Genomic DNA, 12099 nt, shown 5'->3' on the forward strand with positions numbered 1-12099 from the left:
GTCGGGACAGACCACTACGCTTGGGGGCATGCCTGTCGAATTCCGATCACGCCTGCTCGATGCGCTGTCCCAGCGTGTTGTCATCGGCGACGGTGCCATGGGAACGATGCTGCAGGCCGCAGACCTGACGCTGGACGATTTCCGCGGCCTCGAAGGCTGTAACGAGATCCTCAACGACACGCGTCCCGACGTGCTCCGTCAGATCCACCGGGAGTACTTCGAGGCGGGCGCGGACGCCGTCGAGACCAACACCTTCGGGTGCAACCTCCCCAACCTCGCCGACTACGACATCTCGGACCGCATCCGCGAGCTGTCGTACAAGGGAACGATCCTGGCCCGCGAGGTCGCCGACGAGATGGGTACCGGGCGAGACGGCATGGGCCGCTTCGTGCTCGGGTCCATGGGGCCGGGCACCAAACTGCCCACCCTCGGCCACGCCCCGTTCCGGGCGCTGCGCGACGCCTACGCCGAAGCTGCGCTGGGAATGATCGACGGCGGCGCCGACGCCGTCCTGATCGAGACGTGCCAGGACCTGCTCCAGGTGAAGGCCGCCATCCTCGGCAGTCAGGCCGCGATGGAGCAGCTGGGCATCCGCATCCCGATCATCACGCACGTGACGGTCGAGACCACCGGCACGATGTTGCTGGGCAGCGAGATCGGCGCGGCACTGACCGCGATCGAGCCGCTCGGGGTCGACCTGATCGGCCTCAACTGCGCCACGGGCCCCGCCGAGATGAGCGAGCACCTGCGTCACCTCAGCAGGCATGCCACCGTGCCGGTCTCGGTCATGCCCAACGCCGGCCTGCCGCAGCTCGGCCCCAAGGGTGCCGAGTACCCGCTCGGTCCCGACGAGCTGGCCGAGGCGCTCAGCGGCTTCGTCACCGAGTTCGGCCTCTCCCTGGTGGGTGGCTGCTGTGGAACCACCCCGGAGCACATCCGCCAGGTCGCCGACGCGGTGCACGACGCGCGCCGCGGAGTGCGGGACCCGAAGCCCGAGAAGGGTGTCTCGTCTCTCTACGCAGCGGTGCCGTTCGAGCAGGACGCCAGCATCCTCATGATCGGCGAACGCACCAACTCCAACGGTTCGAAGGCGTTCCGTGACGCGATGCTGGCCGAGGACTACCAGAAGTGCCTCGACATCGCGAAGGACCAGACGCGCGACGGCGCGCACATGCTCGATCTCAACGTCGACTACGTCGGCCGCGACGGTGCTGCCGACATGTCGGCTCTGGCCTCGCGCCTGGCCACCTCCTCGACGCTGCCGATCATGCTCGACTCCACCGAGCCCGCAGTCCTGGAGGCCGGGCTCGAGCACCTCGGTGGGCGCAGCGCGGTCAACTCCGTCAACTACGAGGACGGCGACGGGCCCGACTCGCGCTTCCAGCGCATCATGACGCTGGTCAAGCGTCACGGAGCGGCGGTCGTCGCGCTGACGATCGACGAGGAGGGTCAGGCCCGGACGGCGGACTGGAAGATCCGCATCGCGGAGCGGCTCATCGCCGACATCCGCGACAACTGGGGTCTTCCGGAATCGGACATCATCCTCGACACCCTGACGTTCCCCATCTCGACGGGCCAGGAAGAGGTCCGGCGGGACGGCATCGAGACCATCGAGGCCATCCGTCGACTGCACGAGAGTCATCCCGAGGTGCACTTCACCCTGGGTATCTCGAACATCTCGTTCGGCCTCAATCCTGCTGCGAGGCAGGTGCTCAACTCGGTCTTCCTGCACGAGTGCACGGAGGCCGGGCTCGACACGGCCATCGTCCACGCGTCGAAGATCCTCCCCATGGCGCGTATCCCCGAGGAGCAGCGCCAGGTCGCGCTCGACCTCGTGTACGACCGTCGCCGCGAGGGCTACGACCCGTTGCAGGCGCTCATGGCGCTGTTCGAAGGCGTCTCCGCGGCGTCCGCACGCGAGTCGCGGGCGCAGGAACTGGCCGGCCTTCCCTTGTTCGATCGCCTCGAGCGCCGCATCGTCGACGGTGAGCGTGCCGGGCTGGGAGACGATCTCGACGAGGCGATGCAGGAGAAGCCGCCGCTCGCGATCATCAACGAGACGCTGCTGTCCGGCATGAAGACCGTCGGTGAGCTGTTCGGGTCCGGGCAGATGCAGCTTCCGTTCGTGCTGCAGTCCGCCGAGGTGATGAAAGCCGCTGTGGCACACCTCGAGCCGCACATGGAGGCGTCCGACGAGGACGGCAAGGGCCGCATCGTGCTCGCCACCGTCAAGGGCGACGTCCACGACATCGGCAAGAACCTCGTCGACATCATCCTGAGCAACAATGGCTACGAGGTGGTCAATCTCGGTATCAAGCAGCCCATCTCGGCGATTCTCGACGCCGCGGTGGACAAGCGTGCCGACGTCATCGGCATGTCCGGTCTGCTGGTGAAGTCCACGGTGGTCATGAAGGAGAACCTGCTCGAGCTCAACGCCAAGGGCGTCGCCGAGAAGTTCCCCGTCATGCTCGGTGGCGCAGCGCTCACCCGGTCCTATGTCGAGAACGATCTCGCCGAGGTCTACGAGGGTGAGGTGTCGTACGCGCGTGACGCGTTCGAGGGCCTGCGCCTGATGGACACGATCATGAACACCAAACGCGGTGTGGCGCCGGCTCCCGACAGCGAGGAGGCGCTCGCCGCTCAGCAGAAGACCGCGGAGCGCAAGGAGCGGCACGAGCGGTCCCGGCGCATCGCCGAGAAGCGCAAGGCCGCGGAGACACCGGTCGTCGTTCCCGAGCGCTCCGACGTCTCCGTCGAGAAGGAGCTTCCGGCGCCCCCGTTCTGGGGCAGCAGGATCGTCAAGGGCATCTCGCTGTCCGAGTACTCGGGGCTTCTCGACGAGCGTGCCCTGTTCCTCGGTCAGTGGGGTCTGCGCGGCGCACGCGCCGGTGAGGGCCCGTCCTACGAGGACCTGGTGGAGACCGAGGGCCGTCCGCGCCTGCGGTACTGGCTCGACCGCCTCAGCACCGACGGCATCCTCGCGCACGCGGCACTGGTGTACGGGTACTTCCCGACAGTGTCCGAGGGTGACGACGTGGTGGTTCTCGAGTCCCCGGAACCCGATGCGGCGGAGCGCTTCCGGTTCACGTTCCCGCGCCAGGACCGCGGCAGGTTCCTCTGCATCGCGGACTTCGTGCGGTCGCGAGACCTCGCCCGTGAGACGGGGGTGGTCGACGTCCTGCCGATGAACCTGGTGACGATGGGTCAGCCCATCGCCGACTTCGCCAACGAGCTCTTCAAGGCGGATGCGTACCGCGACTACCTCGAGGTGCACGGCATCGGCGTGCAGCTCACCGAGGCGCTCGCGGAGTACTGGCATCGCCGCGTCCGCGAGGAACTGGTGCTGCCCAGCGGCCGCTCCCTCGTGGATCAGGATCCGTCCGACGTGGAGGGGTACTTCAAGCTCGAGTACCGCGGTGCCCGGTACTCGTTCGGGTACGGCGCGTGCCCCGATCTGGAGGACCGCATCAAGCTCGTCGCGATGCTCGAACCCCAGCGCATAGGGGTGGATCTGTCCGACGAGTTGCAGTTGCACCCCGAGCAGTCGACGGATGCGTTCGTGCTGCACCACCCGGAGGCGAAGTACTTCAATGTCTGAGCTCCAGGCCGTCTTGTTCGACATGGACGGGACGCTGTTGGACTCGGAGCGCCTGTGGGATATCGCGGTGTACGAGCTGTCCGAGTCACTCGGGCGCGAGCTCACTCCGGAGGTGCGGGAGTCGACTCTGGGCAACTCGATGATGGGTGCGCTGGCGAAGGTCTACGCGCACGTGGGACGGGAGGCGTCGCCGGAGAACCTGGCGGAGTCCGCTGCCTGGCTCAACGGCCGTGTGGTCGAGCTGTTCGCGGGTGGTCTGCCGTGGCGTCCGGGTGCGGAGGCGGTGCTGGATCTGGTGCAGTCGGCCGGTCTGGGGTGTGCCCTCGTCACCAACACCGAGCGCATGCTGACGGAGATCGCGCTCGAGACGCTGGGCCGTCACCACTTCGGCGCGACCGTGTGCGGCGACGAGGTGACGCACGCGAAGCCCGCTCCCGATCCGTACCGCCGGGGCGCAGCGCTGCTCGGTGTCGACACGGCGTCGTGCGTCGCCGTCGAGGATTCGCCCACGGGAACCGAGTCCGCCGTCTCGGCGGGATGCGCCGTCGTCGTGGTGCCCTCCGAGGTGCAGGTGCCCAGCGGACCGGGCCGTACGTTCCGCACCACCCTCGAGGGGCTCACCCTCGACGATCTCCGGTCTGCGCGCGCCGGGGGACACTGATAGCGGTCCGCGGGCCGCGTCGTGGAACAATCATCACCCGTGAAGAACTTCGAGTCCCTGTTCGCCGAGCTCACCGACCGCGCTGCCACCAGGCCCGAGGGCTCGGGCACCGTCGCCGCGTTGGACGCGGGTGTGCATCAGCAGGGCAAGAAGATCCTCGAGGAGGCCGGGGAGGTGTGGATCGCCGCGGAGCACGAGACGGACGAGGCGCTGGCGGAGGAGATCTCGCAGCTCCTGTACTGGATCCAGGTGTTGATGGTCGGGAAGAACCTCTCCCTCGAGGATGTCTACCGACATCTGTGAGCGGACCGACCCACTTCCACCGCCACCGATCTTCCCGCACCCCAGGAGTCCCACCATGCTTCGCGTCGCCGTCCCCAACAAAGGTTCCCTGTCCGAGCTCGCCGGAGAGATTCTGAGCGAGGCGGGTTATCGCCGCCGCGCCGATTCCCGCGATCTCACCGTGCTCGACAACGCCAACAACGTCGAGTTCTTCTTCCTCCGTCCCAAGGACATCGCCATCTACGTGGGCTCGGGTGAGCTCGATCTCGGCATCACCGGCCGGGATCTGTCGCTCGATTCGGGCGCACCCGTGACCGAGCGGCTCGCACTCGGATTCGGCAACAGCACCTTCCGCTACGCCGCGCCGGCCGGCAAGGAGTGGACCCCGAACGATCTGGCCGGGCTCCGCATCGCCACGTCGTACCCCAACCTGGTCCGCCGGGACCTCGCGGCGCGGGGCCTCGAGGCCACCGTGATCCGTCTGGACGGAGCCGTCGAGATCTCCATCCAGTTGGGTGTCGCCGATGCGATCGCCGACGTCGTGGGCTCGGGACGCACACTGCGCCAACACAACCTGGTGGCGTTCGGTGAATCCCTGTGCGACTCGGAGGGCGTGCTCATCGAGCAGGCGGGCTCGCCAGTCGACGACAAGGCGCGCAACCAGCTCATCGCGCGTGTCCAGGGCGTCGTCTTCGCCCAGCAGTACCTGATGCTCGACTACGACTGCCCGCGCAGCATCCTCGACGACGCCGTCAAGATCACGCCCGGCCTCGAGTCGCCGACGCTGTCCCCGCTCGCGGACGAGGCGTGGGTGGCCATTCGTGCCATGGTTCCGCGCAAGGGACACAACGCCGTGATGGACGAGCTCGCCGAGCTCGGCGCCAAGGCGATTCTCGCGTCCGACATCCGGTCGTGCCGCGCATTCTGACGCGTCCGCTCCGTTGTGATCGGTCCCAGTAGTTCCTGATCGGTACCGACCAGTCTCCTCTCGTCGCTAGAGTCGCGTCGTCGAGAGGATCCGTCATGACCGTCGTCGATTCTGCGAGCCCCGACCTGCTGGTCTCGCTCGCCGCTGCACTCACCGGAACACTGTCGCGTCCGGGGGAGCCCGGATACGAGCGGTCGGTGCCGTGGAACGTCGCTGTCCCCGTCGATCCGGTGGCAGTCGTCGCGGCCGCCACCGCGGACGACGTCGCCGCCACCGTGCGGGCAGCGCGCGAGGCCGGGCTTCGCGTGGCCGTACAGGCCACCGGACACGGGGCGGTGCGCATCGGTCCGGACACGATTCTGGTCCTCACCGGTGATCTCGACGAACTGACGATCCACCCCGACACGCGCGTCGCCCGACTCGGCGCCGGGGTCCGGTGGCAGCAGGTTCTCGACGCCGGCGCGCCGTCCGGATCGGCGCCGCTGTGTGGGTCGTCGCCGAACACCGGCGTCACGGGATTTCTGACCGGTGGGGGAATCGGGCCGGTGGCTCGGACGTACGGGGTCTCGTCGAGTCGTGTACGCGCGTTCGATCTCGTCACGGGCGACGGCACACTGCGCCGGGTGACACCGGACAGCGACGCCGATCTCTTCCGCGGCCTGTGTGGGGGCAAGTCGACACTCGGCATCGTCACCGCGGTCGAGACGGAGCTGCTGCCGATCGCCGAGTTCTACGCGGGCGCACTGTATTACGACGGCCGGCACGCGGCGGCGGTACTCGAGGCGTGGCGGGTGTGGAGCGCCACGCTGACCGAGGAGCACAACACCTCGCTCGCGTTCCTCCAGCTTCCACCGCTGCCCGGCGTGCCGGAACCGTTGGCCGGGAAGTTCGTGGTCGCGGTGCGTTTCGCATCGGTCGCGGAGCCGGGGATCGCAGCCGACGTTCTCGCACCGATGCGCGCTGCGGCCCCGACCGTCATCGACACGGTCACGACCATTCCGTACGCGGCGGTGGGGTCGGTGCATGCAGACCCGGTGGATCCGATGCCGACACGTGAGGCCACGACGATGCTCCGCGTGTTCGACGAGGAGGCGGCAGCGACCGTGTTGGTCATGACCGGCCCCGCGTCGAGTTCACCGCAGGTGATCGTGGAGCTGAGGCTGCTCGGCGGCGCTCTCGGCCGGCCGGGACCGCATCCCGACGTGTACTGCCATCGCGAGGCCGCCTACAGCCTCCTGTGCATCGGAGTGCTGGCGCCTCCCGTCGCCGATGCGGTGATCGCGCACGGCGAGGCAGTCGTGGAGGCTCTGGCACCGTGGTCGACCGGTGGCGCGTTGCCCAACTTCGCGGCGTCCGACGACCCCGCTCACCTCGCACGGGTCTACGACGAGGACACCCGGGCCTGGCTCGGAGCCCTGGCCGAACAGCACGATCCCGCGGGGATCTTCCGCGTCGGACAGGTGGTCCGGCTCGGCTGATCCGGTGTGGAGACGTCAGGGGCGAGCGCGCACCTCGAGTGTCTGGAACGTGCGGCCCACCGACCCCGTCGCGTCGTACAACGTCGAGGTGCACAGCCCGATGCCGTCGTCGCCGATCGCGGTGCGGGCCTGCACACCCACCCATTCGCCGACGGGTTCGCGCACGATCTGCACCGTCAGATCGGTGTTGAGGAACGTCCACTCCGTCGGATCGAGAAACGCCGCGACGCCGTTGGCGATGTCCGCCACGGCGAACAGTCCGACGATCGGCGACGTCTGCTCGCCGGCCACCACGGGATACCTCGGACGTGCCCACACCCGGCCGGGCTCCGACGCCGTCACCGGGCGGGCGCCCCGGAACTCGAGACTGTCGAGGAACCCGCCGTGCCAGTGGTCCGGAAATGCCCACCCGGCCTCGGACTCGTCCGGACCGGGCACCAGCGGTGGATCGAGAGTCTGTCCGGCCGCCGAGGTGTCGGTCATCGCCACGCGCCAGGCCGTGGCACGCGCGACCGCCCTGGTCGACCCGTCGGGCAGATCCGCGACGAGGTCGGCCGACAGCATGGCCACCCGGCGACCGGGGCGTTCCACACGGGCCTGCACGGTGAGTTGTCCGACGGGCACCGGCCCGAGGATCTCCATCGTCACCCGCGCGAGCCGGGTGCCCGGCACCGGCGAACACTGCTCCAGTGCTCGCGCGAGCAGCGCCGACGGGGGAGCGCCGTGTTGCATGCTCTCCGCCCACACACTCGTGGTGAGCCGCGTGGCGCGATAGCGATCGGTTCCCTCGACACGGACGAAGAGTGCATCCTCGCTCACGCCGTGACCTCCGTCGGCTCGCTCGGCCACCCCGGGTACTCGGGCGGAGTGCCGCCGAAGGACGGGCACAGGGCCTGGAAGTCGCACCACCCACACAGCTTTCCGGGCTTGGGGCGGAAGTCGCCCGTCTCGCCGGCGGACCGGATGGCCGTCCAGATGGCGGACAGCGTCCGTTCGAACCGGCGGAGCTCGTCCTCGTCCGGGGCGTAGGTGAGAATTTGGCTGTCCTTCAGGAACAGCAGGCGCAGCTGCGCGGGAACGATGCCGCGCGTGCGCATCAGCACCACCGCGTAGAACTTCATCTGGAACAACGCCTTGGCCTCGGCGATCTCGCGCGGCGCCTTGCCCGTCTTGTAGTCGACGACGCGCAGCTGCCCAGTGGGCGCGACGTCGATGCGGTCGATGTAGCCGCGCAACAGCACGCCGTCGTCCAGTTCGGTCTCGACGAGCTGCTCGCACGACTCGGGGTCGAACCGTGTGGGGTCCTCGAGCGAGTAGTAGGACGCCACGAGCGACTGCGCCTCGGCGACGAACTTCTCGCGCTCGTGCTCCTCGACGAGATCGGCCGCGTACTCGTGCGACACGACCATGGCGTCCCATTCCTCCCGCACGAGGGTGCCGGCCCGCGTCGAGACCCGGTCCGCCGCGGGCAACGCGTAGAGCGACTCGAGGGCGGAGTGCACGAGGGTGCCGCGCAACTGCGCCTTCGACGGCGGTGCGGGCAGGCGGTCGATGGCCCGGAACCGGTAGAGCAGAGGGCACTGCTTGTAATCCGCTGCGCGCGAGGGCGACAACGCGGGACGACGGCGAGGACGGTCGGGTGCCGCCGCGGCGACGTCGGTGACGACGGGGTCTTCGGTCGAGATGCTCACGGCGCCGACACTATGCCCGCTCACCGACACGATCCGGTATCTGCCCTACAGTTCCCCGGGGCGCGTCGCGCCCCGAGAGCGCCCCGCATCGTGGGCGGGACCAGAGTGCACCGGAAAGAGGACCACCCGTGGAACCGACCGACACCGACACGTCTGCGCGCGCGAGCGGACCGTTCCGCGTCGGTGATCGCGTGCAGCTCACCGATGCCAAGGGGCGGCACTACACGGTGGTGCTCGACGCGGCCAAGGAATTCCACACCCACCGCGGCGGGATCCGCCACGACGATCTGATCGGTGTCGACGAGGGCAGCGTCGTGAAGTCGACGAACGGCACCCCGTATCTCGCTCTGCGCCCGCTCCTCGTCGACTACGTGCTGTCGATGCCGCGCGGCGCGCAGGTCATCTACCCCAAGGACGCCGCTCAGATCGTGCACGAGGGCGACGTCTTCCCGGGTGCCCGCGTGCTCGAGGCCGGCGCCGGTTCCGGCGCCCTGACGTGTTCGCTGCTGCGTGCCGTCGGTCCGCAGGGGCGCGTCATCTCCTACGAGGTGCGCGAGGACCACGCCGTGCACGCGGTGCGCAACGTGGAGACCTTCTTCGGCGAGCGGCCGGAGAACTGGGACCTGGTGATCGACGACGTCGCCGCGTTCGACGTCGCGCGTCACGAGGGCATGGTCGACCGGGTGGTGCTGGACATGCTGGCGCCGTGGGACGCACTCGACGCCGTCGCCGGTGCGCTGGTTCCGGGCGGCGTGCTGATCGTCTACGTGGCCACCGTCACGCAGTTGTCCAAGGTCGTCGAGGCCCTGCGTGCGCAGGAGTGCTGGACCGAGCCGCGGTCGTGGGAGTCGATCGTGCGCGGGTGGCACGTCGTCGGGCTGGCAGTGCGACCCGAGCACCGCATGCAGGGGCACACCGCGTTCCTGGTCAGTGCGCGTCGTCTGGCCGAGGGCACCGTCACCCCGAAACCGCAGCGACGGGCCGGCAAGACCCCCACCGAACCCGCCTGACACCGGGGGTTCATGCACCGACCGTGTGCCGTTCGTCCGCTGTCTGTCGGTGGTCGGTGACAGTGTCTGACCACGGTCGTCACACACGTTTGCGTTTCGCCCGGTAGCGTTGAGAAATCGCTTTGGGAGGAGTCCTGCATGAGCCCTACAGACAACCCGGACCAGTCCGCAGTCCTGGCCGAACTCGATGCCCTGCGAGCCGAGGCCACCGTCCTGCGCCGACAACTCGACGCTTCCCGTGGGGGTGCGCCGTCGGCGGACACCCGTAACACCGACGTGCGTGATCTCGAGTCGCGGGTCGACTCGCTCTCCACGCGCAACACGAAGCTGATGGAGACGCTCAAGGAGGCGCGCCAGCAGCTCATCGCCCTGCGCGAGGAGGTCGACCGGCTCGGCGCACCGCCCAGCGGTTACGGCGTCCTGGTGCACACCTACGCCGACGCGACGGTGGACGTGTTCACCTCGGGCCGCAAGATGCGCCTGACGTGCTCGCCGAACGTCGACGCCACCGCACTCCGGCCCGGCCAGACCGTGCGTCTGAACGAGGCCCTCACCATCGTCGAGGCGTGTGAATTCGAACGCGTCGGCGAGATCAGCTCCCTTCGCGAGATCCTCGAGGACGGCAAGCGCGCCCTCGTCGTCGGCCACGCCGACGAGGAACGTGTCGTGTGGTTGGCGACTCCGCTGCAGGAGATGGCCGACGACGAGGCACCGGAGGATCCGGACGGGCCGTCGCGCCGCCTGCGCCCCGGCGACTCGTTGCTGGTCGACACCAAGGCCGGCTACGCGTTCGAGCGCATTCCCAAGGCCGAGGTCGAGGACCTCGTGCTCGAGGAGGTCCCCGACGTCGGCTACGAGGACATCGGCGGCCTCGGGCGGCAGATCGAGCAGATCCGCGACGCCGTGGAACTGCCCTTCCTGCACAAGGATCTGTTCCGTGAGTACTCGCTGCGCCCGCCCAAGGGTGTGTTGCTCTACGGGCCTCCCGGCTGCGGCAAGACACTCATCGCCAAGGCGGTCGCCAACTCACTGGCGAAGAAGATCGCCGAGGCACGGGGGCAGGACGCACGCGACGCGAAGTCCTACTTCCTCAACATCAAGGGCCCCGAGCTGCTCAACAAGTTCGTCGGTGAGACCGAGCGCCACATCCGGTTGATCTTCCAGCGGGCTCGCGAGAAGGCGTCCGAGGGCACTCCCGTCATCGTGTTCTTCGACGAGATGGACTCCATCTTCCGTACCCGTGGGTCGGGCGTCTCGTCCGACGTGGAGACCACCGTCGTTCCTCAACTGCTGGCCGAGATCGACGGTGTCGAGGGCCTCGAGAACGTCATCGTGATCGGTGCGTCCAACCGCGAGGACATGATCGACCCGGCCATTCTGCGCCCGGGCCGTCTGGACGTGAAGATCAAGATCGAGCGGCCGGACGCCGAGTCCGCGCTCGACATCTTCTCGAAGTATCTCGACGACTCGCTGCCCGTCAACGCCGACGATCTCGCGGAGTTCGGCGGCGATCGCGCCGCCTGCATCCGCGGCATGATCGAACGCGTCGTCGAGCGCATGTACGCCGAGAGCGACGACAACCGATTCCTCGAGGTCACCTATGCCAACGGTGACAAGGAGGTCCTGTACTTCAAGGACTTCAACTCGGGCGCGATGATCCAGAACATCGTCGACCGCGCGAAGAAGTACGCCATCAAGTCGGTGCTCGACACCGGGACACCGGGTCTGCGCGTCGGACACCTCTTCGACTCCATCGTCGACGAGTTCGCCGAGAACGAAGATCTGCCCAACACCACCAATCCCGATGACTGGGCGCGCATCTCGGGCAAGAAGGGTGAGCGGATCGTCTACATCCGCACGCTCGTCACCGGTAAGAACGCCAGTGCGAGCCGCTCGATCGACACCGAGTCGAACACGGGTCAGTACCTCTGACCGCCCACCTGTAGCAGCGCCGAGACGATCACGCGGGTGTCCGGAACGAAGGGCCACGCGGGATCGTCCAGGTGTGTCAGCACCTCGACGTCCGACCACCACCAGCCGTCCGCGATCTCGGAAGGCTGGTGGTGCATCGGTCCGTCGTGACGCACCTCGTACGCGAACAGGTGGCAGCGCACCGTCGCAGCGCCGGATCGTCCCGTCCAGCGGCCGACCACCGGGTCGCCCGTCACGTCCGCTACGACGCCGAGTTCCTCGGCGAGTTCTCGCGAGGCGGTCTGTCGAGGGTTTTCCCCGGCATCGACGACCCCACCGGCCAGAACGTCGTGCATCCCCGCGAACACCGACTTGGTCGTCGTGCGGCGGTGGACGTACACGCGTGACCCGTCGGTGGATCGCACCAGCACGCCGGCACTCGCGTGCCACAGGCCGCGCTCGTACACCTCGGTGCGCGGCGCTTCGCCCACCACGTGGCCACGCTCGTCGTACACGGCCACGATCTCGTCGTCAGGCATG

The 12099-nt window shown here is 68.4% G+C and carries 10 protein-coding genes; 7 read left to right on the plus strand and 3 right to left on the minus strand.

What is annotated here, in order from left to right:
* Nucleotides 1-28 precede the first annotated feature (28 nt).
* The 5 genes from metH (at nucleotide 29) to J4E04_RS11140 (ending at nucleotide 6947) form a co-directional block, all read left to right on the plus strand.
* Entirely contained in the window at nucleotides 29-3598 is a 3570-nt protein-coding gene (gene metH, locus J4E04_RS11120) for a methionine synthase (RefSeq protein ID WP_307092998.1), read from the plus strand.
* Nucleotides 3591-4259: an HAD family hydrolase gene (locus J4E04_RS11125; RefSeq protein WP_490148616.1), complete on the plus strand. Its 669-nt coding sequence runs from the start codon at nucleotides 3591-3593 to the stop codon at nucleotides 4257-4259. The genes metH and J4E04_RS11125 overlap by 8 nt, the downstream gene beginning before the upstream one ends.
* Before the next feature lie 21 nt (nucleotides 4260-4280).
* Nucleotides 4281-4562: a phosphoribosyl-ATP diphosphatase gene (locus tag J4E04_RS11130; protein ID WP_197027761.1), complete on the plus strand. Its 282-nt coding sequence runs from the start codon at nucleotides 4281-4283 to the stop codon at nucleotides 4560-4562.
* Nucleotides 4563-4617: 55 nt separating this feature from the next.
* Nucleotides 4618-5469, plus strand: a complete 852-nt coding sequence (gene hisG, locus J4E04_RS11135; protein ID WP_027505349.1) for an ATP phosphoribosyltransferase — start codon at nucleotides 4618-4620, stop codon at nucleotides 5467-5469.
* A gap of 95 nt (nucleotides 5470-5564) precedes the next feature.
* A complete protein-coding gene (locus J4E04_RS11140; protein ID WP_490148617.1) occupies nucleotides 5565-6947 on the plus strand; it encodes an FAD-binding oxidoreductase in 1383 nt (460 codons plus the stop codon).
* Nucleotides 6948-6962: 15 nt separating this feature from the next.
* On the opposite strand, the gene J4E04_RS11145 is transcribed toward J4E04_RS11140, so the two are convergent.
* Complete coding sequence (locus J4E04_RS11145) at nucleotides 6963-7766, minus strand: thioesterase family protein (protein WP_490148618.1); 804 nt, start codon at nucleotides 7764-7766, stop codon at nucleotides 6963-6965.
* The gene (locus J4E04_RS11150) at nucleotides 7763-8638 is read right to left on the minus strand and encodes a RecB family exonuclease (RefSeq protein ID WP_373428291.1); all 876 of its coding nucleotides are present in this window, start codon (nucleotides 8636-8638) and stop codon (nucleotides 7763-7765) included. The genes J4E04_RS11145 and J4E04_RS11150 overlap by 4 nt, the downstream gene beginning before the upstream one ends.
* Before the next feature lie 128 nt (nucleotides 8639-8766).
* Between J4E04_RS11150 and J4E04_RS11155 the strand changes: the two genes are divergently transcribed.
* On the plus strand, nucleotides 8767-9648 hold the full coding sequence (locus J4E04_RS11155) for a tRNA (adenine-N1)-methyltransferase (RefSeq protein ID WP_027505353.1): 882 nt from the start codon (nucleotides 8767-8769) through the stop codon (nucleotides 9646-9648).
* A 138-nt stretch (nucleotides 9649-9786) separates the two neighbouring features.
* A complete protein-coding gene (arc, locus tag J4E04_RS11160; protein WP_490148619.1) occupies nucleotides 9787-11580 on the plus strand; it encodes a proteasome ATPase in 1794 nt (597 codons plus the stop codon).
* Here the strand turns inward: arc and J4E04_RS11165 are convergent.
* Nucleotides 11568-12098: an NUDIX hydrolase gene (locus J4E04_RS11165; protein WP_490148620.1), complete on the minus strand. Its 531-nt coding sequence runs from the start codon at nucleotides 12096-12098 to the stop codon at nucleotides 11568-11570. The genes arc and J4E04_RS11165 overlap by 13 nt on opposite strands.
* Nucleotide 12099: the final 1 nt, after the last annotated feature.

This window comes from Rhodococcus sp. NFXS4 (genome assembly GCF_058139645.1).